The organism is Rhodoferax sp. BLA1 (genome assembly GCF_013416775.1).
Classification (GTDB): domain Bacteria; phylum Pseudomonadota; class Gammaproteobacteria; order Burkholderiales; family Burkholderiaceae_C; genus Rhodoferax.
Genome location: NZ_SZVI01000013.1, coordinates 364,073 through 390,985 on the forward strand (window position 1 = coordinate 364,073; position 26,913 = coordinate 390,985).

The 26,913-nt window shown below is 60.4% G+C and carries 25 protein-coding genes; 1 reads left to right on the forward strand and 24 read right to left on the reverse strand.

The annotated features are described in order from the left end of the window. Positions 1 to 52 precede the first annotated feature (52 nt). From ccoP to FDG13_RS17095, 6 genes are all read right to left on the reverse strand, one after another. Positions 53 to 955 carry a cytochrome-c oxidase, cbb3-type subunit III gene (gene ccoP / locus FDG13_RS17070; protein WP_180130965.1) on the reverse strand — a complete coding sequence of 301 codons (903 nt, stop codon included), beginning with the start codon at positions 953 to 955 and terminating at the stop codon, positions 53 to 55. A gap of 24 nt (positions 956 to 979) precedes the next feature. Continuing rightward, positions 980 to 1,123 carry a cbb3-type cytochrome c oxidase subunit 3 gene (locus tag FDG13_RS17075; protein ID WP_207160680.1) on the reverse strand — a complete coding sequence of 48 codons (144 nt, stop codon included), beginning with the start codon at positions 1,121 to 1,123 and terminating at the stop codon, positions 980 to 982. Between the two features lie 14 nt (positions 1,124 to 1,137). Next, positions 1,138 to 1,764, reverse strand: coding sequence for a cytochrome-c oxidase, cbb3-type subunit II (gene ccoO / locus FDG13_RS17080; protein ID WP_180132551.1), 627 nt, complete (start codon positions 1,762 to 1,764; stop codon positions 1,138 to 1,140). 13 nt (positions 1,765 to 1,777) lie between these two features. Continuing rightward, positions 1,778 to 3,214 carry a cytochrome-c oxidase, cbb3-type subunit I gene (ccoN, locus tag FDG13_RS17085; protein WP_180130968.1) on the reverse strand — a complete coding sequence of 479 codons (1,437 nt, stop codon included), beginning with the start codon at positions 3,212 to 3,214 and terminating at the stop codon, positions 1,778 to 1,780. Between the two features lie 89 nt (positions 3,215 to 3,303). Beyond that, the gene (gene ccoS / locus FDG13_RS17090; RefSeq protein WP_078365925.1) at positions 3,304 to 3,438 is read right to left on the reverse strand and encodes a cbb3-type cytochrome oxidase assembly protein CcoS; all 135 of its coding nucleotides are present in this window, start codon (positions 3,436 to 3,438) and stop codon (positions 3,304 to 3,306) included. Then, positions 3,438 to 5,789: a cation-translocating P-type ATPase gene (locus tag FDG13_RS17095; RefSeq protein WP_180130973.1), complete on the reverse strand. Its 2,352-nt coding sequence runs from the start codon at positions 5,787 to 5,789 to the stop codon at positions 3,438 to 3,440. The genes ccoS and FDG13_RS17095 overlap by 1 nt, the downstream gene beginning before the upstream one ends. A 78-nt stretch (positions 5,790 to 5,867) precedes the next feature. Here FDG13_RS17095 and FDG13_RS17100 point away from each other — a divergent pair, with 78 nt between their 5' ends. Then, complete coding sequence (locus FDG13_RS17100; RefSeq protein WP_180130975.1) at positions 5,868 to 6,311, forward strand: universal stress protein; 444 nt, start codon at positions 5,868 to 5,870, stop codon at positions 6,309 to 6,311. Positions 6,312 to 6,372: 61 nt separating this feature from the next. Here the strand turns inward: FDG13_RS17100 and FDG13_RS17105 are convergent, their stop codons facing one another. From FDG13_RS17105 to FDG13_RS17190, 18 genes are all read right to left on the reverse strand, one after another. After that, on the reverse strand, positions 6,373 to 7,416 hold the full coding sequence (locus FDG13_RS17105; protein WP_180130978.1) for an HD domain-containing phosphohydrolase: 1,044 nt from the start codon (positions 7,414 to 7,416) through the stop codon (positions 6,373 to 6,375). Positions 7,417 to 7,486: 70 nt separating this feature from the next. After that, a complete protein-coding gene (locus FDG13_RS17110) occupies positions 7,487 to 10,690 on the reverse strand; it encodes a PAS domain-containing protein (protein ID WP_180130981.1) in 3,204 nt (1,067 codons plus the stop codon). Between the two features lie 14 nt (positions 10,691 to 10,704). Then, entirely contained in the window at positions 10,705 to 11,853 is a 1,149-nt protein-coding gene (locus FDG13_RS17115) for an FIST signal transduction protein (RefSeq protein ID WP_180130984.1), read from the reverse strand. Positions 11,854 to 11,983: 130 nt separating this feature from the next. Continuing rightward, positions 11,984 to 12,631 (reverse strand): AMP-binding protein, encoded by a 648-nt coding sequence (locus tag FDG13_RS17120; protein WP_180130988.1) that lies wholly within the window; start codon positions 12,629 to 12,631, stop codon positions 11,984 to 11,986. Between the two features lie 55 nt (positions 12,632 to 12,686). Further along, entirely contained in the window at positions 12,687 to 13,505 is an 819-nt protein-coding gene (locus FDG13_RS17125; RefSeq protein ID WP_180130992.1) for an enoyl-CoA hydratase/isomerase family protein, read from the reverse strand. A gap of 92 nt (positions 13,506 to 13,597) precedes the next feature. Beyond that, positions 13,598 to 14,410 (reverse strand): prolipoprotein diacylglyceryl transferase, encoded by an 813-nt coding sequence (gene lgt / locus FDG13_RS17130; protein ID WP_180130995.1) that lies wholly within the window; start codon positions 14,408 to 14,410, stop codon positions 13,598 to 13,600. A 21-nt stretch (positions 14,411 to 14,431) separates the two neighbouring features. Further along, entirely contained in the window at positions 14,432 to 16,291 is a 1,860-nt protein-coding gene (gene ilvD, locus FDG13_RS17135) for a dihydroxy-acid dehydratase (RefSeq protein WP_180130998.1), read from the reverse strand. A 132-nt stretch (positions 16,292 to 16,423) separates the two neighbouring features. Next, complete coding sequence (locus FDG13_RS17140; protein ID WP_180132552.1) at positions 16,424 to 16,669, reverse strand: TIGR04438 family Trp-rich protein; 246 nt, start codon at positions 16,667 to 16,669, stop codon at positions 16,424 to 16,426. A 94-nt stretch (positions 16,670 to 16,763) separates the two neighbouring features. Then, positions 16,764 to 17,894, reverse strand: coding sequence for a PAS domain-containing sensor histidine kinase (locus tag FDG13_RS17145; protein ID WP_180131001.1), 1,131 nt, complete (start codon positions 17,892 to 17,894; stop codon positions 16,764 to 16,766). A 10-nt stretch (positions 17,895 to 17,904) separates the two neighbouring features. Beyond that, positions 17,905 to 18,339, reverse strand: a complete 435-nt coding sequence (locus FDG13_RS17150; RefSeq protein WP_218942779.1) for a response regulator transcription factor — start codon at positions 18,337 to 18,339, stop codon at positions 17,905 to 17,907. Between the two features lie 74 nt (positions 18,340 to 18,413). Further along, positions 18,414 to 19,043: a response regulator gene (locus FDG13_RS17155; protein ID WP_180131004.1), complete on the reverse strand. Its 630-nt coding sequence runs from the start codon at positions 19,041 to 19,043 to the stop codon at positions 18,414 to 18,416. A 252-nt stretch (positions 19,044 to 19,295) separates the two neighbouring features. After that, a complete protein-coding gene (locus FDG13_RS17160; RefSeq protein WP_180131007.1) occupies positions 19,296 to 20,108 on the reverse strand; it encodes an ABC transporter ATP-binding protein in 813 nt (270 codons plus the stop codon). Continuing rightward, on the reverse strand, positions 20,105 to 20,944 hold the full coding sequence (locus FDG13_RS17165) for an ABC transporter ATP-binding protein (RefSeq protein ID WP_180131010.1): 840 nt from the start codon (positions 20,942 to 20,944) through the stop codon (positions 20,105 to 20,107). The genes FDG13_RS17160 and FDG13_RS17165 overlap by 4 nt, the downstream gene beginning before the upstream one ends. Positions 20,945 to 21,049: 105 nt before the next feature. Beyond that, positions 21,050 to 21,985 (reverse strand): nickel transporter permease, encoded by a 936-nt coding sequence (nikC, locus tag FDG13_RS17170; protein WP_255435302.1) that lies wholly within the window; start codon positions 21,983 to 21,985, stop codon positions 21,050 to 21,052. Further along, complete coding sequence (locus FDG13_RS17175; protein WP_180131013.1) at positions 21,982 to 22,998, reverse strand: ABC transporter permease; 1,017 nt, start codon at positions 22,996 to 22,998, stop codon at positions 21,982 to 21,984. The genes nikC and FDG13_RS17175 overlap by 4 nt, the downstream gene beginning before the upstream one ends. Positions 22,999 to 23,044: 46 nt before the next feature. Continuing rightward, positions 23,045 to 24,661, reverse strand: a complete 1,617-nt coding sequence (locus FDG13_RS17180; RefSeq protein WP_180131017.1) for an ABC transporter substrate-binding protein — start codon at positions 24,659 to 24,661, stop codon at positions 23,045 to 23,047. A gap of 74 nt (positions 24,662 to 24,735) precedes the next feature. Next, positions 24,736 to 25,746 carry a succinylglutamate desuccinylase/aspartoacylase family protein gene (locus tag FDG13_RS17185; RefSeq protein WP_180131037.1) on the reverse strand — a complete coding sequence of 337 codons (1,011 nt, stop codon included), beginning with the start codon at positions 25,744 to 25,746 and terminating at the stop codon, positions 24,736 to 24,738. Next, entirely contained in the window at positions 25,739 to 26,845 is a 1,107-nt protein-coding gene (locus FDG13_RS17190) for a dipeptide epimerase (RefSeq protein ID WP_180131061.1), read from the reverse strand. The genes FDG13_RS17185 and FDG13_RS17190 overlap by 8 nt, the downstream gene beginning before the upstream one ends. Between the last annotated feature and the right edge of the window lie 68 nt (positions 26,846 to 26,913).

A 26,913-nucleotide genomic window follows, 5' to 3' on the forward strand; every position in this document is an offset into this window, starting at 1 on the left:
GTCTAGCTCTGATGCTGGCAGGTGCAAGCACCCACCCCAGACACCAACATGCTTACTGCTTGTTGGACAGGCCCCAGATGTAAGACGTCAGCACCTTGATTTGCGGCTCAGTCAGATGGTAGGCCTGTGCGGGCATGACATTAACCACGCCGTTGTTGATACGTTCAATGATGGCCTTTTCACCAAAACCGTGCAACCAGATGTTGTCTGTCAAGTTGGCAGAACCCAGGGCTTGCATACCTTTGCCATCTGCACCGTGGCAGGCGGCACACACAGCGAACTTCTCTTTGCCAAGAGCGGCCTTGGCCGCATCGTGCGGGCTGCCAGACAGGCTCAACACGTACTGCGCCACATTCTTGACATCTTCTTCGGTACCCACGGCTGCAGCCATCGGCGGCATGTTGCCAACCCGACCCAGCTGGATGGTCTCGGTGATCTTCTCAGGTGCGCCACCGTGCAGCCAGTCGCCATCGGTCAGGTTCGGGAAACCCTTGTTGCCTTGGGCATCAGAAGCATGACACTGAGCGCAGTTGTTGCTGTACAGACGTTCACCAATGGCCATCGCCGCCGGGTCTTTGGCGATGTCTTGGGGCGTCATGTTGGCAAAACGTGCATACACCGGTGCCGTCTGTTCTTCACCTTGTTTGATCTCGGCGGCATGCAGACCACTGGAGGTCCAACCCAGCAGGCCCGGGTAACTTCCCAATCCAGGATACAGCGCCAGGTAACCAAAACCAAAAATCACGGTCAGCACAAACAAATAACTCCACCACCTGGGCAGCGGGTTATTCATTTCACGCAAATCGTCATCCCACACATGGCCGGTGGTGTTGTCACTGGCGGTCATGGCCTTGGCTTTGCCCGACATGACCAGCAAAACCAGGCACGCAAGAATACTCACAACGACCAGGCCCGCGACATACATGGACCAGAATCCGTTTACAAAATCACTCATTTCTTTTACCTCTCAGTGTCTGAGTCAGTCCTGATCGAAAGGCAGTTTCCCGGCCTCGTCGAATTCAGAAGCGTTCTTGCTGGAATAAGCCCACACCATGATCCCAATGAACATGACAAAGCTCAGCAAAGTAACCACAACTCTTGCAGTGTTGACATCAATTTCCATCACTGCATCCCGGTTTATTTGACGTGAAGACCCAAACCTTGCAGGTAAGCAACCAGTGCTTCCATTTCGGTTTTACCTTTCACAGCCTCAGCTGCGCCAGCGATGTCGGCATCGGTGTAAGGAACACCAACCGCACGAAGACCTTTCATGTGAGCAGGGAGACTGTCTGCATCCACCACCGCCTTGGACAACCAGGGATACGCAGGCATGATCGACTCAGGAACCAGATCGCGCGGGTTGTTCAAATGGGTGATCTGCCATTGGTCGCTGTACTTGCCGCCAATACGGTGCAGATCAGGACCCGTGCGTTTGCTGCCCCACTGGAAGGGATGGTCGTAAACGAACTCACCAGCCAGCGAGTAGTGGCCATAACGCAGCGTTTCAGCCCGGAACGGACGGATCATCTGCGAGTGGCAGTTGTAGCAGCCCTCGCGGGTGTAGATGTCACGCCCCGCCAGTTCAAGCGCGGTATAGGGTTTCAAACCCTCAACCGGTTGAGTGGTGGTCTTTTGGAAGAACAGCGGAACAATTTCCACCAAACCACCAAACAACAACACAATCAGGATCAAAACAATCATCAAGCCATTGTTGGACTCGATGGCACCGTGGGAAAAACCACCTTCGTTATTTGAATTCGCCATGATATTTTTTTCCTCAAGCGTGCGCTGCAACAGCAGGGATGTTGACTGACACAGCCCGTCCGCTGGTCGCTGTTTTGATCGTGTTCCAAAGCATCACGATCATGCCGCCCAGATACAACAAACCACCCACCAAGCGCAAGACATAAAACGGGTAGCTGGCCTTGACGGACTCAACAAATGTGTAAGTCAAGGTGCCATCGGCATTGATCGAGCGCCACATCAGACCTTGCATCACACCGGCGATCCAGAGGGCAGCGATGTACAGCACGATACCAATCGTGGCTGTATAGAAGTGAACTTCAATGGCCTTGACGCTGTACATCTGCTTCTGACCAAACAGGCGAGGAATCAGGTAATACATGGAACCCATGGTGACCATACCCACCCAGCCCAAAGCGCCCGAGTGCACGTGACCCACGGTCCAGTCGGTGAAGTGAGACAAGGCGTTCACCGTCTTGATGGACATCATCGGGCCTTCGAAGGTCGACATGCCGTAGAACGACAGGGAAACAATCAGGAAGCGCAGGATGGGGTCATCACGCAGCTTGTGCCAGGCACCAGACAGGGTCATGATGCCGTTGATCATGCCGCCCCAGCTGGGAGCCAAAAGAATCAGGGAGAACACCATACCCACCGATTGGGTCCAATCAGGCAGCGCCGTGAAGTGCAGGTGGTGAGGGCCCGCCCACATGTAAGTGAAGATCAGCGCCCAGAAGTGAACAATCGACAGACGGTACGAATACACCGGGCGACCGGCCTGCTTAGGGATGAAGTAATACATCATGCCCAGGAAACCTGCGGTCAAGAAGAAACCCACCGCATTGTGGCCATACCACCATTGCACCATGGCATCTTGCACACCTGCGTAAGCAGAATAAGACTTCATGGCACCCACCGGAATGGCTGCGCTGTTGACCAAGTGCAGCAAAGCAACCGCCAAAATGAAGGCGCCAAAAAACCAGTTGGCCACGTAAATGTGTTTGACCTTGCGTGTACCCACCGTGCCAAAAAACACGATGGCATACGATACCCAGATCACCGTGATCAGGATGTCAATCGGCCATTCCAGCTCAGCGTATTCCTTGCCGCTGGTAAAGCCCAGTGGCAGGGACAGCGCTGCTGACAGAATCACAATTTGCCAGCCCCAGAATGTGAAAGCCGCCAGCTTCTCAGCAAAAAGCCGAACATGGCAGGTCCGCTGGACAACGTAGTAAGACGTCGCAAACAAGCCGCAGCCGCCAAACGCAAAGATCACCGCGTTGGTGTGTAAGGGTCGCAAGCGACCAAAAGACAGGTAAGAAATACCCAGGTTCAGCTCTGGCCACGCCAGTTGTGCAGCAATGATCACGCCAACCAGCATGCCCACTACGCCCCAGACCACGGTCATGATGGCGAACTGCCGTACAACTTTATCGCTGTACGTCGTCGCCTGCGAATTTACAAATGCCATGTTCACCTCTTCTTAGTTTGAGGCGCAAAGTGTCTTGTTTCACTTGCGCCGCCGATTTGACACATGTCAATTATCCCTTGAATTCCCCTTCAATCTTTAAGTATTCTCTCGCCTTCTTTGTCAACATCTTCAAATTGCCCGCGGTATATCGCCCACCAGACGCCGCCAATGATAAAAAACACCAGAACCACCGAAAGTGGGACCAACAAATACATGATGTCCATCAAATCTCCTTGTTGATCGGCTGCAAGCGGGACAGCCGAAGGGCATTGGCCACCACCAGCAATGAGCTGCTGGCCATGCCGATACCAGCGAGCCAGGCGGGCAACCAACCCGCCACAGCCAGCGGAACACAAATCGCGTTGTAGGCCGCAGCCCACCACAGATTCTGCCTGACCACCGTCATGGTGCGTCGGGCCAGACTGATGGCCAGATCGACATCACCGAGCCGGCTGCCCGACACCAAAAAGTCGGCCTGCGCCTGTGCCAGAGGCACCGCCTGGCCAAATGCAAACGAGGCGTGCGCCCCGGCCAGCACGGGGCCATCGTTGAGGCCATCCCCCACCACCGCCACCTTGTGCTGATCCAATTGCGCCTGGCGCAGAAAGTCGAGCTTGTCCTGCGGTGAACACTGGCCCTTGAACACATCAATGCCCACCGCCCCCGCCACCAGACGCGCCGCGTCACTGGCATCACCCGATAACAACGAAACCTGCAGGCCACGCGCCTTCAAACTGGCAATGGTGCTTGCCGCATCGGCGCGAACGTCTTCCTGAAGCTCGAAAGTCGCCAGCCAGCGCTGTGCATCCACAAGGTGAACCTTCAAGTTGTCTGAATCAGCTTGTGCCAGACCACAGTGTTCAGCCGAGCCCAGCCGCACCCCGATGGCCGAGTTGGTTTCACCGAAAAGGGCCAGCTTGGCACTCAAACCACGCCCTGGCAACTCCACAACATCCCTCACCTGCCAGTGCCCCAACAAGCCAAGCTGCTGTGCCGCCACCTCCAGTGCCCGCGAGGCCGGGTGCAGCGATTGCTGCGCCAGCGCCGCCGCCATGGCCAGCGCCTGCTGCGGGTCCAGCCCATCAGCCACCTGGATCGGGCCCAACACCATGGCGTCACGGGTGAGTGTGCCGGTCTTGTCAAACATCACGGTGTCCACGGCGGCCAAGGACTCAAAGGCATCCAGTCGGCGCACCAGCACACCCCTTTGCGCCAGCGCACCAGCCGCAGACAACATCGCCGCCGGGGTGGCCAACGACAGGGCGCAAGGACAGGTCACCACCAGCACCGACACGGCCACCATCAAGGCATGCTCCGGGTCGGTGTCCCACCAGTAGGCGCAGGCCAGCGCGGCCGCAATCAGCACCCCGATCAGGAACGGCTTGGCCACGGTGTCTGCCATTCTGGCCAGATGGGGTTTGCTGGTGGAGGCGCTTTCCATCAGGCTGACAATCTGTGCAAAACGGGTTTCCTGACCGAGGCGTTCCACCAGGACCAAGACCACCCCAGCCAGGTTGTGGCTGCCCGAGATCACCACATCACCTTCGGCACGTGCCACCGGCCGTGATTCACCGGTCAGCAGCGATTCATCTACCGAGGTCTGGCCACGCACCACCACCCCATCGGCCGGGAAGGCCTCACCAGGGCGCACCTGGATGACATCTTCAAGCTGCAGTCGCCGCACCGGCACCCGCTCGAACCCGCCATCGGTTTGCTGCCGGAACACAGTGTCCGGCAAACGGTTCATCAGGGCTTCGAGCGCACCGGCGGTGCGGTCACGCAGGCGCAGCTCAAACCAGCGCCCGGCCAACAAAAAGAAAACAAACATGGTCAGGGAGTCGAAATACACCTCATGACCAAACATGCCCTGCGGCTCGAAGGTGCCTGCGGTACTCACCACAAAGGTGATCAGCATGCCCAGCGCCACCGGCAGGTCCATGCTGATACGGCGGTGCACGATGTCACGCCAGGCATTGACAAAAAACGGACTGCAGGAAAACAAAATCACCGGCAGCGTCAACACCCAGGAGGCCCAGCGCAGCAGCTGCTCCATCTCCATCGACAAATCGCCCGGTTCGGCCACGTAGGCCGGGTAGGCGTACATCATGACCTGCATCATGCACAGGCCGGCCACCATCACACGCCACAAGGCCTTGCGAGCCTCGACTCGGCGCCGCTCCCGGGCAAAGGTGTCATTGGCTGGCAGCGCCCGGTAACCCGATCCCGCCAGCGCCTGCATCCAGCGCGACGGCTGCACCGACTGCGCGTCCCACACCACCTTGGCACGCTGGCTGCTGGCGCTCACATCGGCCGACAACACGCCGGGAACACGTTTGAGTGCGTCCTCCACCGTCAGCGCACAGGCCGCACAGTGCATGCCTTCGATCATGACATTGGACTCCCAGCACCCCGCGTGGCCGATGTCCGGACGGCTGAAAGCCGACCACTCCTGCTCATCATCCAGAACCCGCAAGTCTTCCTGAGCATCAGGCTGTGGCACAGCATCTGCCGCACCACGGCCAGCAACAGCATCCAGTTGGGCGGGGGGGCGGTCAGCATCGAGGGGAAAACTCATCACAATTACCTGAGCAGTAGCAAAATCGGCTGATAGTATAGGAACGCGCACTTTTTTTGATCTGCAAAGGAAATCATCATGTATGAAAAGATTCTTGTGGCCACAGACGGTTCGCCACTGTCAAAAACCGCCGTCAACAGCGCCATTTCGCTGGCGGCACTGTGCCAGGCAGAGCTGGTGGTGATCAAGGTGGTGCCACAGTACCCACAGAGTTATTTTGAAGGTGGGCTCGCGCTTCAGGCCACCGAGGTCGGCCGCATTGAACAACAATGGGCCGAAGAAGGTCAGGCGGTGGTGGACGAGGTGAGAAAAGACGCTGAACTCAAAGGCGTGACAACCCTGGCGGTGACGGTCAAATCCGACATCGTCTCCGACGCCATCATCTCGACCGCCAAGAAACACCACTGCGACCTGATCGTGATGGCCTCCCATGGCCGCAAGGGTGTCAAGCGCTTGCTGCTGGGCAGCGAAACCCAGCAAGTGCTGACGCACTCACACATTCCGGTGCTGGTTTTGCGTTAAATAGGCCTCCAGCCCTTTGATAACAAGGGCTGGCTGCTATCCATCTTGATAATTGAGACCCTCAATCCGGGTCTTTGAAACGCTGCTGAATCTCCAGTACACGGTCCCAGTGTTTAAAAAACATGGCCACACAGGCCGGGTCAAAGTGGGTGCCTGCCTGGGCCTGGATGTGGGCGCTGGCGCGCTCCAGTGACCAGGCCTCTTTGTAGGGCCGATTCGACACCAAAGCGTCAAACACGTCCGCCACGGCCACGATGCGACTGAAGATCGGGATGGCCTCCCCCTTGAGACCAGCGGGGTAACCTGAGCCATCGAACTTTTCATGGTGGCCCAGGGCGATGTCCGCCCCCGCCTGCAACACCCGCGAGGCGCTGCCTTTGAGGATCTCATGGCCAATTACAGCGTGCTGTTTCATGACCTCGAACTCCTGCGGAGTCAGGCGCCCGGGTTTGAGCAAAATGTTGTCAACAATGCCCACCTTGCCAATGTCGTGCATCGGTGCGGCCTCCAGCAGCAGCTCACAGTCGGCGTCTGACAAACCCAGCCCCCGGCCAATCAACTCGGAATAATGCGCCATGCGCAGGATATGGGCGCCGGTTTCGGGGTCGCGGTACTCGGCCGCCTTGGACAGCCGCAGCACGGTTTCGCGCTCGCGCTCCCGGATCGCTGCGGTGGCCTTTTGCACCTCTTCTGCCAGCCAGGCGGCGCGGTTCTCCAACACCTTGCGGCTGGCGCCCAGGTCCAGCATGTTCTTCACACGCGCCATGAATTCGATTTTGTCCACCGGTTTGGTCAAAAAATCGGTGGCACCCACCTCCAGCGCCTGGTAGCGCACCTGCTTTTGGTCGTTGGCGGTGATCATCAACACCGGAATGTTCTGCCGCCCGGGGGTCAGCCGCACTGCGGTGATGAACTCCATGCCGTTGAGCTCCGGCATCATGTAGTCCACAATGATCAGGTCGAAGTCTTCGGTTTTGGCGCAGGCCAGCCCGTCCACGGCATTGGTAAAACAGCGACTCTCGCAGTTGCCCATGCGTTTGAGCAGCGCCTCGAACAAAATCAGGTTGATTTCGGCATCGTCAACAATCAGTACCTTGTAGGTCATGGTCAAACATTCTCAGAATCTGGCACCCTTGCGGACAGAGCGCTGACAGGACTTGGAACACAAGCTCGTTTTAATGTACCACCGCACTCTGGCGCCCATGGAGTGCTGCCACCAGATGCTCGATCTGAGCGGCCAGGGACACCAGGGTGGCATGCACCGCCCGAGCATCACCCTGCAGCCCAGTGCCTGGCATGGCCGAGACGAGTTGCTCCAGCTCACCCACCAGATCTTCGGCCGGACGTGCGCCAAACATGCCCATGACACCTCTGAGCGCATGGGCGCTGTTGAGCAGCTTGGGCCAGTCCATCTGCGTCAGCGCTTGCTTCATCTGGGCCAGATCACCAGGCCACTGCGCCAGAAAAGCATCCGTGATGATCGCAATCACCTCCTGGTCGGCTTGGCGCAAAGCCTGGGCGTAATCAAACCCGGCGTCCGCTGCGACCGCAGGTTTCAGGCCGGCTGGGTGGGACGGTTCAAGCGCTGTGTTTTCAGTAGCAGCAACCCCTTCATCAAAGCGGGCTAGAACACGATAAAGCTCAGAAGTTGAGATCGGCTTGGACAGGTAGTCGTCCATGCCTGCCTGCAGACAACGCTCACGGTCGCCCGGCATCACATTGGCCGTCATGGCCACGATCGGGGTGCGGCGTCCCCGCTCGGTAGCACGGAAACAGCGGGTGGCCTGCAGCCCGTCAAACACCGGCATCATCATGTCCATGAGGACCAGGTCAAAACGCCGTTGGGCCAGGATATCCAGCGCGATCTGGCCGTTGCCCGCCAGCGTGACCCGGTGCCCCTCGCGCCCAAGCAGCACCAGGGCGAGCTTCTGATTGATCTCGTTGTCTTCCACCAACAAGATGTCCAGCGCCGCCCTGGTTTTGGCGGCGCTGTTGCGCTGGGCTGGACTGGCTTCAGGGGGCAACACCGCGCCTGCACGCTCCGAGGGCTGGCACTTGATGGTTGATACCACCGCATCCATCACCACATCAAAATCAAACTGACTGCCCTCCCCCAGCACGCTGCGCACCGACATTTGGCCACCCATGGCGGCCACCAGGCGCGAAGAAATCGACAAACCCAGCCCGGTGCCACCAAAACGCCGGGTGATGCTGCTGTCTTCCTGGGAAAAGGCCTCAAAAATGCTGTCGAGCTTGGCTTGTGCAATGCCAATGCCGGTGTCCTTGACCGAGCAGCGCAAGCGCACCCGTCCGTCCGGCGCGGGTTCAGCGCGCACAGACAGCGCCACCTCACCATGGTCGGTGAACTTGATGGCGTTACCCATCAGGTTCATCAGGATCTGCTGCAATCGGCCCGGATCACCCACCAGCGCCTGGGGAACACGCTGATCCAGATCACACACCAGCGCCAGGCCCTTGGCTTGGGCGGGCACGGCCAGTTGTTTAAGTGTTTCATGGAGCATTTGCGGCAGCTGGAACGGGATCGCCTCAATCTGCAACTTGCCGGCTTCGATCTTGGAGAAGTCCAGGATGTCGTTGATGACCCTCAGCAAGGTGTCCGAGGACAGCTTGACGATCTCCAAGTACTCACGCTGCTCGGTGCTCAACTCGGTGTCGAGCACCAGTTCGGTCATGCCGATCACGCCGTTCATCGGGGTGCGGATCTCATGGCTCATGTTGGCCAGAAAATCCGACTTGGCCCGGCTCGCCACCTCGGCCGCCTCTTTGGCGCGCTGCAAATCCTCGGACGCCTGTTTGGCCTGGGAGATATCGGCCAGGTAACCGTTCCACAACACCCCGCCGTCGTCGGCCGCCTTGGGCATGGACTCGCCATGCACCCAGATCAGCGCACCGGTTTGCTGGTGGCGCAACCTGAAGTCGAGTGAGATCCGGGCACCAAAACGTGCCGAATTCTTGAATGCCTGCACAAAGGCCGGCTGGTCGTCGGCGTGAATCAGCGCAAAGAAGCTGCTAGCGTCGTTCATGATGGTCTGGTGTGACACACCACAAATCTGCTCGATGACCGAGCTGCAGAACGGGAAGCTCTGGTGACCATCGGCCCACAACCGGTACTGGAACACCACCACCGGGATGTTTTCGGTGACTTCGCGCAGGCGGTCACTGGCTTCGCGGATGGCGGTGACGTCCTGCCAGATGCCGGTGTACACCGTGGCGCCATCTTCGGCGAGCAGTGGCTCAGGCCGGACCTCGGAACGAATCCAGCGTTTGCGCTTGTCAGGCAGCACCACCTGGTACTCAGCGGTCCAGGGCTCGCGCCGCTCGCCTGCCGCTTTCACCTCGGACAAGAAGCGGCTGCGCTCGGGCTCGAGAATCTGCTCAAAACTCAGCTGCGCGTCGCGCATCAATGCATCACGGTCCAAGCCACGAATTTCCTTCAGCCGCTCACTCAGAAAGGTGTAGCGGATGCCACCGGCCCCCACCTGGCACTGGAACACCACACCAGGCACCGCGTTAGTGATGCGGCGCAAGCGCTCTTCGGCCTGGGCCATTGCCGCCTGCATGGCTTTGCGCGCGGTGATGTCGGTGCGGATCGCAATGAACTGGCGCGGTGCACCGTCGTCCATCAAGGGAACAATGGTGGCCTGCACCCAGTAGATGCTGCCGTCTTTGGCCTGGTTGCAGATCTCACCATGCCAGACCTGGCCTTTGAGGATGGTCTGCCACAGGTGCTTGAAGAAACTGGTGTGTTGTCTGCCGGAATTGATCATGCGGTGGTTGCGCCCAAGCAACTCCTCACGCGTGTAACCACTGATCTGGCAGAACTTGTCATTGGCATAGGTGATGTCACCCGCCAAGTCGGTGATGCTGACAATCGCATGCTGGTCCAGCGCAAACTTCTGGTTGGCCAGGTCGGCCAGGGCGGCCTGCAGCTCACGCTGACTGGCTTCACGCTGGGCCACCAGATCCGACATCAGCTTGGACAGCGACTCCAGACTGTCGTCCTTGAGCACCGGTGAGTACGGTCCCATCTGGCGCATCAGGCCATTAGCAGTCTCACGCAGGGACTCCATCGCGCGGGTGCGGCTGTCAAGCTCGTGACGCAAGCGGTCATTGGCGTGCGACAGCTCCACCGAGCTGAGCTGCAGGCTGCGGGTCTTTAATTCCAGGTCCCGGTCATTCTGTTCGTAGGTTTCCAGAACCCGCGTCAAAAATCCCTCCATGCCCGCCAGCAAACGGGCGGCAGGTTCGGACACGCCCGGGCTGCGCGACAGCTGCACCAGTTCGGCCAGCACGGACGGCAGCTGTGTATCGTCCACCCCCAGCAAACGCCTGATCTGGCGGCTGAGCAACTTGTGCATCGCGTTGGCATTACTCACTGCGTCACCGGTATTTCCGTCAGATAGGTGATGGTCATGGTCTGATTGTGCAGCTTACAGTCCAGCGCACCGGACATCGGACAAATCTCGCCATACGAATAAAACCCCGCGAGCGTGGCTTTCTGACGAAAGACATCGGCCACCGCTTCCACCTCCTCGTCCACCCGGTCTCCCATGACCAGTTTGCGCCCGACACAGCTCACCAGCAGGGCCAGCCCTTCTGCGTTGGACGAGGCACATGCGCTGGCCAAACGTGCGGCGGTCTCGGCGCCATCCACCAGCGCGTCGGTGCTGGCGTGCATCAGCCGCAGATAACCCTGCGGGTCAATATCACCCGCCAGAATGAGGCTGCCCTGGGCCTCGTCCACACCCAAAATGGTCCGGATCAGCCCCACGTCACTCTGGTCCTGCCCCAGCATCGCCATCAGAAACAACAAGCCCGAGATGGGCAGGTTGCGGGCGTGGTCACCCAGATAACGCTTGTAAATCTCCAGCGCCGGTTCACCATCGAGTTCAAACAACACGTTGTCTTGGCAACGTGTCACCTTGCGCGCCGGACCAAACTGCTCCCAGCCGCCAAAGGAGCCATGCGCCACCTGCAACTGCTCGCCATAGAGACCCACACAGCTCACCCGATCGGGGTGCACACCGCTGTTGTCGAGCACAAAACTGGTCTTGAACGCCGCCCCATCACCGGCCAGGCCACCGGTGATCAGCACCTGATCACCCAGCACATCCACCAGACCGGCAATCAGGGCGCTGCCATTGATATGGATGCCCTGCCCCAGCACCCAGACCAGGCGCAGACCAGCCTTCGGCAGCTGCTGCCCCAGGCGCTGACCGGCGGCAAACGACTCACTCATCTGCGCCAGACAGGCACTGGCCGCCAACACCCGGACCGACTCAAAACGGATGCCGGTGACCACACAGCTGTCGTCGGTGACGCCCTGGTTGGAGATTTCGCCCGCCGAGGTACAGCCCAGGCGCGCGCCCGGGGCCAACTGGCCAGCCAGCGAGGTGTGCAGGGCCTTGAGCCAGTGGACCGACCCAAAGGCCAGAACCAGCTGGGGCTTGACATCACCCCAGGCGACCAGCATCTCGGCCAGATCGCTCGCTTGCCGCAGGACGGTTTGGATAACACGCATGGCTTGTCCCTTTGTCTTGTGTCGATGATGCTAACGACTCTGTGTGCGGCGGTATGGCGCCCACCGCAGATTTTTGCACTTTGTCACTGGCTCGGCGAGGCCGTTTGACCCGCATCGCCCACGCTCTGGGTTACTGGGTCCTGGCGAGCTCAGCTTGGAGGCGGGTCAGAACCTGGGCAGCGGCCAGGCCCAGACCTGGCAGCGGCAACACCTCTTGGCCGAGTTGGTCGGCGTGGGTGTGCAGCACCTTGTGGACGCGGCCGGTGGTTTCGCGGGTGTAGGTGATCACCGCCAAGTCATCGGCCAAGCTGGCCACCGGGCTGTGCTGGTCTGGCGCCTGGGCCGCACGCTCAAGCAGGCTGCCGCTGCGGTCGTTATGGAGAGTGAAGACCCAGGCGGTGCCAGCCTGGAAGGCCTGTTTGCTGATCCAGCCAAAGTGGGATGCGCTGCAGACCACCACAGCGGGCTTGGCCTCGCCAATGACAGACGCCATCTCGGCACCCTGGCAACGCATGTCAAGCGGGACAAACACCAGCCCGATCCGCAGGCTGGCCAGGTAAAGCATCAGCGCCTCAACCGATGGGTCAACCTGCACCAGCACCCGTGCACCCGGTGGCACATCCAGCGACTGCAGAAAGTTGGCCAGCTTGGCGCTGCCACGCTCCAAGTCAGACCAGGTGTAGAACAGGCCGCTGTTGATCTCGAACGCGGTGCCGTCCAGGTCTGCCGGAAACACGGAGCGCAGGGCTTGGTAGAGGTTGGACGAGGCAAGGCTCATGCGGGGTATCTCTTCTTTTCCAAGGAACAAGCAGCCAGCATCGTCAGGCACCTGCTCAGAACACCGGTGGACGTTTTGCCAGAAACGCGGTGATGCCTTCGCGCTGCTCGGCGCTGTCGGCATAGGCATAAGCGCTGGCCAACAGTGGCTGCAGCGGGTCGCTGGTTGCTATTGTATTTGTAGCTATCAACCCTTTATCCAAAAGGGATGGAGATGGATTTAAGGCACGAAGTGTCTGTTTGTTGAGGCGCGCGGCCTGCGGCGCCAAACGGATGATGCGCTGCACCGTGGCCTGGGCCTGTGCTGCCAACTCATCATCCGCGACCACCCGGCTCAAAAAACCGCGCTGCAGCATCTCGGGCGCGCCCAACACCGCCGCCTCCAGCAGCATCTGGCGCGCTGTCACCAGGCCCACTTCACGGCCCACCAGCGCGGCCTCGCGCGGCGCCATCGGGAAACCCAGGCGGGCAATCGGCGCGCCAAATTGCGCGGACTCTGAGGCTAGGCGGATGTCGCAGCAGCTGGCAATCTCGACCCCGGCGCCCATGCAGTTGCCTGCGATCTGCGCCACGATCGGCACGTCGCAGGCCAGCAAAGCGCTCAGGGCGCCCCACACTTCCTGCTCATGAAAGTCACGCAGGCTGCTTTCTTCAAAACGGAAGGCGGTGTACTCGGAGATGTCGCCACCAGCGCAAAAGTGGGCACCTTCGCCAGAGACCAGCACACAGCGCACCGTGTCGTGGCGCTGAATCGCCTCAGCCACCGTGCGCAACTCAGACCACATGGCGCGCGACATCGCGTTAAACCGCTCGGGATAAACCAGCGTGACATACGCCACCAGCGGGTCTTGTTGGTAACGGATATGGCCTGGCATGAGATCAAGCTTGAACGGGTGAAAACGCCGAGTTAACTATGCAAAGTGTAGCTATCAGCCCTTTTGATATAAGGGCTAGAGCACGATTTTCCTTAAACCTTGGGAGAGTTGGCACGGGCCCACAACCACAGGCCAATACCGCCGAAGATCATCGGCAGGCACAACCACTGGCCCATGCTCAAGCCCAGACCCAGCAGCCCCAGGAAGGCATCGGGCTCGCGGAAATATTCGGCGATGAAACGAAACACCCCGTAGCCCAACAGGAAAGCCGCCGCCACCTGTCCACGCTGGCGCGGCTTGCGGGCATACAACCACAGCAGCACAAACAGCAGCAGGCCTTCGAGCAAAAACTGGTAGATCTGCGAGGGGTGGCGCGGCGCATCCCCCGCGCCGCGAAACACCATGCCCCAGGGCAGGTCCGGGCTGGCCAGCCGGCCCCACAACTCACCGTTGATGAAGTTGCCCATGCGCCCCGCTGCCAGACCGGTCGGCACACAGGGTGCCACAAAATCTGCTACCTGCAACCAAGGCCGTTTTCGGCTGTGGGCAAACCAGAGCATCGAGGCAATCACTCCGAGCAAACCGCCATGAAAACTCATGCCGCCCTGCCACACCGCAAACACCTCCAGCGGATTGGCGAGGTAATAGTCAGGCTTGTAAAACAGGCAGTAACCGATGCGCCCACCCAGCACCACACCCATCACACCAAGGAACAGGATGTCTTCCACATCACGCTTGCTCCAGGCCTGTGCGCCAGTGAGTGAGGCAAACGGCTCATGGCGCAGACGCAAATTGCCCAGCCACATGAACAGCCCAAAGGCCGCCAGATAAGTCAGGCCGTACCAGTGCACCGCCAGCGGCCCCAGTTGCAGGGCCACGGGATTGATCTCAGGATGAATCAGCATGGGTCAGGGTCAGCCAGGTGATCAATCGTCGAGCAAGGACAAGTCACGCACCGCGCCCTTGTCGGCCGACATCACCAGCTTGGCATACGCTCTGAGCGCCGCCGACACCTTGCGTGGACGTGGCAAAACGGGTTTCCAGCCCTTGGCATCTTGCTCGATACGGCGTTTGGCGAGTTCTTCGTCAGACACCAGCACATTGATGCTGCGGTTCGGGATGTCGATGCGGATGCGGTCACCGTTCTGCACCAAGCCAATCGCACCACCCGCCGCCGCTTCCGGCGAGGCGTGGCCAATGGACAGACCCGAGGTGCCACCCGAAAAACGCCCGTCGGTCAACAAGGCGCAGGCTTTGCCCAGACCTTTGGATTTGATGTAGCTGGTGGGGTAAAGCATTTCCTGCATGCCGGGGCCCCCCTTGGGGCCTTCGTAACGCACGATCACCACATCGCCTGCCTTGACCTGGTCAGCCAGGATATGGGCCACCGCTTCGTCCTGCGACTCGACCACATGGGCCGGGCCTTCAAACACCAGCAGCGCGTCATCCACACCAGCGGTTTTCACGACGCAGCCGTTCAGGGCGATGTTGCCCACCAGCACCGCCAGACCACCTTCTTGCGAGAAAGCGTGCTCACCGGAACGAATGCAGCCGGCTGCGCGGTCCACATCCAGGCTGGGCCAGCGGCTGGCCTGGCTGAACGCCACCTGGCTCGGCACCCCACCGGGACCGGCCTGGTAGAAGGTCTTGACCGCATCCGACGGGTTGCGGGCGATGTCCCATTGGTCCAGCGCCTCTTTCATGGTTTTGGCGTGCACCGTGGGCACGTCGGTGTGCAACTTGCCAGCGCGGTCCAGCTCACCCAGGATGGCCATGATGCCGCCTGCGCGGTGCACATCTTCGATGTGGTACTTGTTGGTGTTGGGCGCCACCTTGCACAGCTGCGGTACCACCCGCGACAGGCGGTCGATGTCGGCCATGGTGAAGTCGATCTCGGCCTCTTGCGCAATCGCCAGCAAATGCAGGATGGTGTTGGTCGAGCCGCCCATGGCGATGTCCAGGGTGATGGCGTTCTCAAACGCCTTGAAACCGACCGAACGCGGCAACACAGACACATCGTCTTGCTCGTAATACCGCTGGCACAGTTCCACAACCAGGTGTCCAGCACGTTTGAACAGCTGTTCGCGGTCGGCATGGGTGGCCACCACCGTGCCGTTGCCCGGCAAGGACAGGCCCAGCGCCTCGGTCAGGCAGTTCATCGAGTTGGCGGTGAACATGCCCGAACAGGAGCCGCAGGTCGGGCAGGCGGAGCGTTCAATTTCGGCCACATCGGCGTCCGACACCTTGTCGTCGGCGGCCATCACCATGGCGTCGATCAGGTCGAGCTTTTTGAACTCCATGGTTTGTGTCGCTGGGTTCAAGAGCCGGGTTTTGCCCGCTTCCATCGGGCCGCCAGACACAAACACCACCGGGATGTTCAGGCGCATGGCGGCCATCAACATGCCGGGGGTGATCTTGTCGCAGTTGGAGATACACACCATGGCGTCGGCGCAGTGCGCGTTGACCATGTACTCGACCGAGTCGGCAATGATGTCGCGGCTCGGCAGCGAATACAACATGCCGTCGTGGCCCATGGCAATGCCGTCATCGACTGCAATGGTGTTGAACTCCTTGGCGACACCACCGGCGGCTTCAATCTCGCGTGCCACCAGCTGGCCCAGGTCCTTCAAATGCACATGGCCCGGTACAAACTGGGTGAACGAGTTGACCACGGCAACAATCGGTTTGCTGAAGTCGCCGTCCTTCATGCCGGTGGCACGCCAGAGTGAGCGGGCACCCGCCATATTGCGACCAGCGGTGGAGGTTTTGGAACGGTATGCGGGCATGGTGATGGATCGCCAAAAGAGGCTTAACAGCTGTGAAAAAACAAGGTGGGGATTATGTCGCACGGGCCATGGACGCCAGGCGCCAAGGCCATCCAGCCAGAGGGGTCAGCGCCCGGCCCCATGGGCTGGGTGTCAGCGGCGGCGCTTCTGGTAGGTGGCGTCAAGTGCCTCTTTGGTGCGTGCGCGGCGTTCGTCACGGCGCTTGTCGTCACGCTCCATGGCCTTTTTTTTGGTGTATCCCGATGCGTCGGCCCAGGCCCACCAAGCCACGGCCAGCGCAAACGGTGCCAGCACCAACCACCAGGACCACAAGGCCACCGGACCCCACTCGATGGTCTTCAACACCAGCAAGATCAAACCCAAACCCAACAGATACATGGCCAACACTCCTGTCAACAACAACACGTCAAACCCTGAGCGTACCCCCAAAAAGTGATCTCTCGGCAGAGAACACGGTTCTGGGTCAAACGCGCTAGGTTGATGTGTCCTGTGCAGCCGGCCAGTACAGGCTCACGCGGGTGCCCTGGCCGGGTGTGCTTTGCACCTCCACACGGCCATCGAGCAGTCGCAAAATTTCCTGCACGATGCAGAACCCCAAACCGCTGCCCGGCAGCTTGGACGCGCTTGGCGCCCGGTAAAAACGCTGGCCCAGGTGGGCAAGTTGCTCAGGACTCATGCCCACACCGTGGTCGCTGATGTGGATGGCCACTTCAGAGCGCGCCGACGCAGTCCTCACCCGCTCCAGATGAACCGTCACCGCGCTACCTGCGGGAGAAAACTTGTAGGCGTTGGAGAGCACCTGCAAAATCGCCTGGCTGGCTCTTTTGGCATCCACCCTGACAGACACATCCGCATCGGTCTGGGTCAGGCTGGCTTTCTCGCGCCCCTCGGGTAACACCCAGCCATCCAGCACCGACTGCACCAGGGGCGACAACGCAATGGTGGACAGCTGCAGGCGGGTGTGGCCGTGTGCCCCGATGTGGGCCAGGGTGAACACCTGGTCAAGCAGCTCCGTCATCTGCTGCGACTGCTGGTGGATGATGCCCACAAACTCCTGGCGGCTGGCTTCGTCGTTGTCGGTATGGAGCAACAACTCGGCAAAACCCTGGATATTGGCCAGCGGATTGCGCAACTCGTGGGCAGCCTTGGCCAAAAACGCCGTTGTACGCCGCTCGCGCTCAAACTCTTCTGACACATCCCGAAAACACAGCAATTTGGCCACCGCCCCAAAGTCGCCAAGGGTTTGTGTGACCTGCAGCACCGCACCTGAAGGCTGGGTCAAGACCAGCACCAGCGGCGACGCCTGGGACGGCAGGTCCAGGCACCGCTGCACCCGCGCCATGTCCAAGGGAGCGTTGCACCGGGTAGACAGCAACGCCCAGAACCGCGCTTCGTCCAGACCGTGTATTTGTTCGACCGGGAGCTGAGTCAAAGCCACCCACCTGGCGTTGACATGGTTCACACAACCCTGCCGGTCAAAAGCCACCCACGCATCGGGCGCCAAGCCCCCCACATCGGCCAACACCTGCGCCGTGGCTTCAGTGCCGGGTGGTGTCACGCTTGGCTTGTTCTCACGGAGGCTGCGCGGCTGATGTGTTGTCATGGTGTCTCTTTCAAACAAGCCGCGTCTCAGACTGCCTGAGCTTGTCCTTGACCCAGCACACCACCTGCAAGGGACTGAAGGGTTTGACAAAGTAAGCGTCTGCACCACGACAACGTGCACGGTCATTGTCCTGGGCCTGCCCTCGGGCCGAAAGCATGGCCACCAGCATATCGATGTTCTGGGGGTCAGCCCGGATGGTATCGAGCACCTGAAAGCCATCCAGCGCACCAGGCATCATCACATCGAGCAACACCAGCTGAGGATGGTGGCGCTGGATCGCCGCCAGAGCATCCACACCACTCTCAGCCTCCACAATGCGAAAGGCCTTGCCCAATGCCACCCGCAACAGGCGCCGAATGTCCGGATGATCATCCACCATCAAAATGGTGGGGATCAATGCGCCATCTGACCCGTCAGGCGCAGGGACTGCAGGGCTGTCAGTCATGGCAAGGCCTTGTGAGGTGCGAGAGCGCCAGCGAGAAGGCGCGCTGTCAGCGGCTCCCTCTTGCGGCACATGGTTTAAGCGACCTGACCCGGACTCAGACGTTGTTTGGTGATGGCCGTGGCAATGGCCAACAGCCGATCAAACGGGACCGGCTTGGGCAACACCTCGACCCCTTGCGGCACACCACCCCGGCGCTCTACCTCGGCCGAGTCCAGGCCGGTGACCACCACAATGGTGGCATGGCGCATCTCAGGAGTCTGGTGCAAGACACGCAGCATGTTGAAACCATCCAGACCCGGCATGTCCAGATCGGTGATCAACAAATCCGGGTTGCTGCGCCCCATCATCAACAAACCCGTCACCCCGTTGTCCGCCAGACTGACCACGGGTTTGATCGGCCACAACGCCAATCGCGCCTTGTACAAACGCAGCAGCGCATCGTCATCTTCGACCACCAGCACATTGAGCGGGCGAGTGCTCACCACCGGCGCCAGCTCGACGCTGGTCGGGGGCGACACATCCACACCTTTGTGCAACAGGCCGTCAATCGACTCGCGCAGCACCCGGCGATGCCCCCCCGAGGTTTTCCAGGCCTGCAACAGGCCACTTTCCACCCACAGCTGCACCGTGCCGACCGACACGCCGAGCAAAACCGCTGCCTCGCGGGTTGTGCAAAACGACTTTTTGACTGTGCCCTCTGTCATGCTGATTCCTGTTGAAATTATTGTCAAATAATATCATATTTTTATATATTACGTTAGATGACAATTGCAAAATCAACATTTTTCAACCACTCAGCCGTGGATGCCAGAGAACAGGCCAAGCAGCCATCCCTTGTTGATCTGCCTCACAAGTCACACTCCTCAACTTAGAAAAAATCAACTTGTATAGCAAGAGGCCCTTACTGCATAAGGGATAAGAGGCCATTTGATGCAAAAAACACGGCACCAACGGTCTCAGCCTCCAGCGCTGCGCCTGAAACCACCCGAGGCCAGCATCAGGTTTTGGGTGTACGGGTCTTTGACACGGTGCGCTGCCAAGTCGGCTGAGCTGAGCAGCTCCACCGTCTGGCCGCGCTGCATCACCATCAGGCGGTCACACAAATGGGTCACCACCGCCAGGTCGTGACTGACCATGATGAAGCTCAGCCCCCTCTGGCGGCGCAGGTCTTCGAGCAGGTTCAGCACCTCGGCCTGCACCGAGGCGTCGAGCGCCGACGTCGGTTCGTCGAGCAGCAGGATCTGCGGCTCCAGAATCAGCGCACGTGCCACCGCAATACGCTGGCGCTGCCCGCCAGAGAGCTGGTGCGGGTAACGAAAGCGAAAACCGCGGCCCAGACCCACCTCGTCCAAGGCCCGCTCGATCCGGGCTTGTTCATCATCGAGCCCGTGGATCGCCAGCGGCTCGGCCAGAATCCGGTCCACCGTGTGGCGCGGGTGCAAGGAACCATAGGGGTCCTGAAACACCATCTGCACCAGTCGCCTAAAAGGTTTGCTGCCCGGTGCGGGTAGGGTTTGCCCGGCCTGGCCCAGCAGTTGTACCGTGCCGGTTTTGGGCGCCAGGCCACAGATCGCGCGCAGCACTGTGGACTTGCCCGAGCCGGATTCGCCCACAATGCCAAAACTCTCACCCGGCAAGACCTGGAAGCTGGTGTCAGCCACCGCCACAAAGTCGCCGTACTGGACGTGCAAATGCTGCACTTCCAGACCCACCGACTGGGTTGGGCTCTTCAAAGCGGGCACTGCTTGTGCCGTGTGAATCCCACTCATAAAGCCCACTCCGGCTGGCGATCCAGCGTTGGCAAGGGGTGACGGTCATCACCGAGCTTGGGCAGGCAATTGAGCAGGCCTTGGGTGTACGGATGTTGTGCCTTGGCTAGGCCACCAGCCTGCAACTCCTCCACCACCTTGCCCGCGTACATCACCAGGATACGGTCACAAAAGCTGGAGACCAAGCGCAGGTCGTGTGACACAAACACCAGCCCCATGCCACGCTCCACCACCAGCTTGTCCAGAATCGACAACACCTGCAGCTGCACCGTCACATCCAGCGCAGAGGTGGGCTCATCCGCGATCAGCAGATCAGGCTTGGCAATCAACATCATCGCAATCATGGCGCGCTGGCCCATACCACCGGAGACCTCGTGCGGGTAGAGCTTGAAGACGCGTTCAGGATCGTCGATCTGCACCGACTGCAGCGCCGCCAGCGCCTGCACCCGTGCCTCGACCGCCGACACACGGGTGTGCGCGAGCAAGGTCTCCATGATCTGTTTGCCAATCGTCATCACCGGGTTGAGTGAAAACTTGGGGTCCTGCAGCACCATGGCAATGCGGCCGCCACGCAGTTCACGCCGCTGTTTGGGCGAGCAGTTCAGCAGATCAACCCCGTTAAAAGCCAGGCGCTTGGCGCTGACCCGCCCCTCGGGTGCGGTCAGCCCCAGAATGGCGCGCCCGGTCTGTGACTTGCCCGAGCCGGACTCACCCACAATGCCCAGACGCTCGCGCCCGAGTGTGAACGACACACCCCGCACCGCTTCGACCCAGCCGCCGTCGCGGTTCGGAAACGACACGCGCAGGTCGTCCACCTCAAGCAAGGCATCACTCACGTTGCCCCCTTTCAGGGACACCGTGGAACCGGCTTTGCCGGGCCACTGGTGTCGCCCCCTGCAAGGGGGTAGGCGCTACACGAAGTGAGCAACATGGGGGTGAGTTCATTTACCGCCTTTCGGGTCCAGCGCATCACGCAGGCCATCACCCAGCAGGTTAAACGCCAGGCTGATCAGGAAGATCGCCGCACCGGGGGCCGCAGCCACCCACCATTGGTCCAGCACATACTGGCGACCATTGGCAATCATGGCGCCCCACTCCGGGCTGGGCGGCTGCGCCCCCAGGCCCAGAAAACCCAGACCCGCTGCGGTCAGGATGATGCCCGCCATGTCCAGCGTCACCCGCACAATCACCGAGGACACACACAGCGGCATGATGTGCCGAAACACAATGCGCCAGGGTGAGGCGCCAATCAGTTGTACCGCAGCGATGTAATCGGTCTGGCGGATGGTCAGGGTCTCGGCCCGCGCCAGGCGCGCGTAGGCGGGCCAGGAGGTGATGGCAATGGCAATCACCGCGTTCTCGATCCCCGGCCCGAGGGCCGCCACAAACGCCAGCGCCAGGATCAGCCGCGGAAACGCCAGAAAAATGTCGGTGATGCGCATCAGCGTCGCATCCACCCAGCCGCCCGCGTAACCGGCTACAGTGCCCACCAGCAGGCCAATCGGCGCGGCCAGCACCGCCACCAGAAACACCACAAACAGCGTGATGCGCGAGCCAAAAATCAGTCGTGAGAGGATGTCGCGCCCCTGGTCATCGGTACCGAGCCAGTTCGTCAAAGAGGGTGGCAGCAGCCGCGTGCTGCGCAAGTCACCCTCAAACGGGGAAAACGGTGCCAGCTGGTTGGCAAAAATCGCCACACCCACCAGCGCCAGCACAATCAGCAGCCCCAGCAAAGCCAGCCGGTTGCGTGCAAAGCTGCGCCAGCCACCGTAGGCCCGGCCCAGCGCCGCCTGACGGCGCGAGCTTGGGTGTTCCGACATCAGCCAGGCATGCAAGCCACCGGCTTGCGCAATAGTCATCTCGGTTGGGCGGCTCATCTTTGACGGGTCCTCGGGTCCAACGTGCGGTACAACAGGTCGGACAGCAAATTCAAGCCAATGAACACCGAGCCCACCACCAGGGTGCCACCCAGCACCGCGTTCATGTCGGCGTTTTGTAAGGAGTTGGTGATGTACAGGCCCAGGCCCGGCCAGGCAAACACCGTCTCGGTCAAAACAGAGCCCTCCAGCAGCCCGGCATACGACAGGGTGATCACGGTGACCAGCGGCACCATCGCGTTGCGCAGCGCATGGCGCCAGATGATGCGGGCCTCGGACAGGCCCTTGGCGCGTGCTGCCACCACATACTCCTGGCTGAGTTCATTGAGCATGAAGGAGCGTGTCATACGGCTGATGTAGGCCAGCGAAAAATAACCCAACAAGCTGGCCGGCAAGATCAGGTGTGAGAACACATTGCGAAACGCCTCCCACTGGCCCTGCATCGCGGTGTCGAGCAGCAAGATGCCGGTGCTGGGGGTGAACATGTACTCATAGGTCACATCAATGCGCCCCGGCCCGGCCACCCAGTCCAGCTTGGCGTAAAACAGCACCAGCGCCATCAGACCCAGCCAAAAGATTGGTACCGAATACCCAATCAGGCCCATCACCCGCACCAACTGGTCGGCCAGCCCGCCCCGACGCACCGCCGCCCACACCCCCAACGGCACCCCAAAACCGGCGCCGATCAGGATGCCCAGCGTGGCCAGCTCAAAGGTGGCGGGAAAGGTGCGTTTAATGTCGTCGAGCACCGGATTCGAGGTCAGCACCGAGGTGCCGAAGTCACCGCGCAGCACTTTGGACACATAGATGCCAAACTGCTCGAGCACCGGCTTGTTCAGGCCCATCTCCTCACGCACCCGCGCCATCACAGCCTCGGGTGCGTGGTCACCCACCACCGCCAGCACCGGGTCCACCGGAATCACACGGCCAATAAAAAAAGTCACCGCCAGCAGACCCAGGTAGGTCAGCACGATGGCCAGGGCAAACCGCCCCAGGGCTCGAGAAAATTTCATGGCATCAAGTGGCGCCACCGCAAGGTGACGCCAGTCAGGTCAGACATCAGCGCTTGGCGGCGCGGTAGACGTAGTTGGTGTCCGACGTGGGTCCGACGCGAAAGCCTGTCACGTTGACCCGGTACGCCGCTACTTCGGTCTGCTGATAGATCATGATGAAGGGGCTGGTGGCACGGAACTCGGCCTGCATTTTTTCGTAAATGGCCTTGCGTTTCGCCGGGTCACGCTCCAACACTGCAGCATCAGCCTGCATGGACAGGGCCGGTGCGTCCCAGGCATTGCGCCAAGCCAGGGGCTTGACCTTGGCGGTGTCCGAGTTATCAGGGTTGCGCACAAAATCGGTATTGGTGTTGGCATCCCAGTAATCCATACCCCACTGGCCGATGTACATGTCGTGGGTGCGGGCACGGTACTTGGTCAACACCTGTTTGCCGTCGCCCGGGATGATTTCGATGTCGACACCAGCCTGCTTGGCGGTCTGCTGGAAGGCTTCGGTGATGCCCTGCACGGGTTGCACCGTGCGCATGTCAATGGTGACCTTGAAACCATTCGGATAACCGGCCTTGGCCAGCAAGGCCTTGGCCTTTTTGACATCGAGCTTGTACGGGTTGAGCTTGCTGGCACCCAGCACGCCCAGCGGCAAGAAGTTCTGGTGGATCACCCCAATGTCCTTGAGGATGGTGTCACCAATGGCCGAATAGTCCATCAGCCACTTGAGCGCCTCGCGCACCTCGGGCTTGGCCAGAATCGGGTTTTTCTGGTTCAGACTGATGTAGTACAGCGTGCCTTTGGGGCTGGCGCTGGTCTTGATGTCTTTGTTGGCCGTCACCGCAGCCAGATCCTGTGGCGTGAGGTTGCGGGCAATGTCCACGTCACCTTTTTCGAGCATCAGGCGCTGGGTGGCGGACTCCTTGATGTGGCGGTAGATCACACGCGCCGGTTTGGCTTTGTCGGCGTAGTAGAAGTCATTGCGCTCCAGCACCAGCACCTCGTTGGGGCGCCATTCACGCACCTTCATCGGGCCTGAACCTGCGTAATTGGTCTTCATCCAGGCAGCCCCCAGGTCACCATTCACTTCCTTGGACAAGACCAGTTTTTTGTCGAGCACCGAGCCCACGGTAGCGGTCAGGCAATTGAGCACAAAGGTCGGCGCGTAGGCCTTGTCAGTCTCGATGGTCAGGCTCAAGGGGCCAGCCTGTTTGATCTTGTCCTTGACGTTGTCCTTGGTGAAACCAAATTGCCCCAGGATAAAAGCCGGGCCTTTGTCCATGATCACCGCGCGCTGCAAGGACCACACCACGTCTTCGGCACTCAGCGGGTTGCCCGAGGCAAACTTGAGGCCGGGTTTGAGCTCAAAACTGTAGGTCTTGCCATCGTCTGACACCTTCCAGCTCTTGGCCAGATCACCGTACAGCTTGGACGGATCAGCCACCTCATAACGCACCAGCTGGCTGTAGGTGTTGCCAATCATCTCGGAGGTGGACAACTCAAAGGTTTCACCGGGGTCCAGAGTGATCATGTCGTCAAAAGCAAACGCCACCACCAGGGTGTCGACCGGCGTGGCGGCCAGTGCAGAGACCGACCCCAGGCTCAAGGCCAGTGCCGAAGCACCAGCCACCGAGCCAAGCTGCCGACGGGTCAGGACAGGAAAAGAACTGTTCATGGATCAGACTTTCAAGTTAAAGGTGGACAAATCAAGCAACAAACGGACCAACAAACACGCTAGCAGACACAGGCTCAGACCGCAGCCAGGTCACGCACACTGGCTTGTGCCAGGTAAAACCACTCGTTGCCAGGGGTGGCTTTGGCATTGGGAAACACGATGTAGCCGTCGGTGGCAGCCAGCACCGGTGTGCCATCGTGGCGGGTCGCGACCAGATCGCCAGCTCGCAACGGATCAAAGCTGGACCAGGCGCGCACAAAGCTGTCGTCCACGTGAAAGCGGTCCACCACCTGGTTCAGGCGCAAAAACTCCAGGTTTTGGCAGGGAGGTGGTGGTGTTTCGTCCACCAGCCCCAGATGCGCCAGCGTGTTGCGGATGGCCCGGTAAGCCACAGCGGGTGCGGCCGGGTCGTCGTGCTGACCACATTCGAGGGTGATCGCGTAACCCCCCTGACTGCGCATGTATTCAGTGGTGCCAACACCGTAACTCGGGTCGGTACTGAGCAACCCGGCCCGGTCCTGCACCGGGGTGCGCGCCAGGCGCTGCTGCACACCCACCGCGTAGGTCGACAACCAACCCTCCACCACCCGATTGACACCCAGGCGCATCGCCAGCGCCTGCTCCTGAGCAGCGTGGGCAAATGGCTCCAGATCACCGCTGTTGTCTTGCGGTCCGAGCATCGCAAAAGCTTGTGACGGCGCCTGGAAAGAGTGCAAATCCAATAACACCTCATGCCCGGCCAGCAAGGGGCAGAGCACATTGGCTATTCCGTCCTCGTAGTCTTGCGGGCTGCGGATGGGGCGCAGGTTGCGGTTCAGGTTGCGGTCGCCATTGCGCTGCACCTTTTGGTACGCCAGCGGATTCGTGACCGGCACAAAAGTGACTGAGCCACGGGCCAGCTGCAGGGCACCACTGTCAAATTCAGCCACGACACGCTCGATACCGCGGCTGCCGGCCACCTCGTTGCCGTGCACCGCGCCCAACACAATCAATCGTGGGCCGGGCGCCAGTGCGGCGAATTGGTGGATGCGCAACTGGCTGGTGGGATACACCTGCGCAGCAGGCTGTTTCAGAGAATCAGACATCAAAAACCTTTATGTGTGTCAAACCATGCACCGCCGTGATGCCCAGTCCTGGTGCATCCGGCAAGGTGATCCAGGGGCCGTTCATGCGCATGCCACCGTCCACCGCGCTGCTGGCACACAGCTGCGGGCCATCCAGGTCGATGTAGGACACCACATCGTCAAACGCCACCGCAAAGTGCGCCGCCGCAGTGACACTGATGGCGCTCTCCAGCATACAGCCCACCATGCAGGTGCGATGGTGCAGGCGCGCTAGGCTGGCCACCTCGATGGCCTGGCTGATGCCCCCGGTTTTCATAAGTTTGATGTTGACGATATCGGCACTACCGGTGGCCAGAATGTGCAGCGCATCACGCGTGGAAAACACCGCCTCGTCGGCCAGGATCGGGGTCAGGGTGTGGTCAGTCACAAATTTGAGCCCCGCCACATCGTCGGCCTTGACCGGCTGCTCCACCAGCTCCAAAGCCACCCCGGCTTTTTCAATGGCCTGGATCACCAGCACCGCGTGTTTAGCCGTCCAGCCCTGGTTGGCATCGAGCCGCAGCGCCACATGCGAGCCGACCGCGCGCTCAATCGCCAGCACACTGTCCACATCATCCTGCCAGGTGTGGCCACCCACTTTGATCTTGAGGCAGTCAAAACCCTCGGCCACCGCCCGCACCGCGTCCTTGACCATCACATCCAGGTCGTTGACGCTGATCGTTAGGTCGGTCTTGAGCTGCGGGTCACCACCACCCAGCAACTGGTAGAGCGGCACCCCCAGGGCGCGGGCACGCAGGTCATACAAAGCAATTTCGAGCGCGGCCTTGAGGCTGCTGTGGTGGACCACGCTGTGCTGGATCATCAGCAACAAGGCATTGAAGTCCATCAACTTGCGGCCCAGCAGGCGCGGCGCCAACAGGTCCAGCGCGGCACGCATCGAGCCCAGCAGATCACCGGTGATGACCGCAGTGGCAGGCGCCTCGCCATAACCCACCAGGCCGGTGTCGGTCTCGATTTTGATCACCAGGTCGTGCACCTCGGTGACACTGCGCACGGCGGTTTTGAACGGAACTTTGAGTGGAACTTTGATCTCACCAACCGTGATGCGCTTGATCAACATGGGCTTTCCTGGGCTGAGCTGTCTTGGACGGGTCAAGTCCTGGGAACAAGACTTGTGTCAGCAAATTG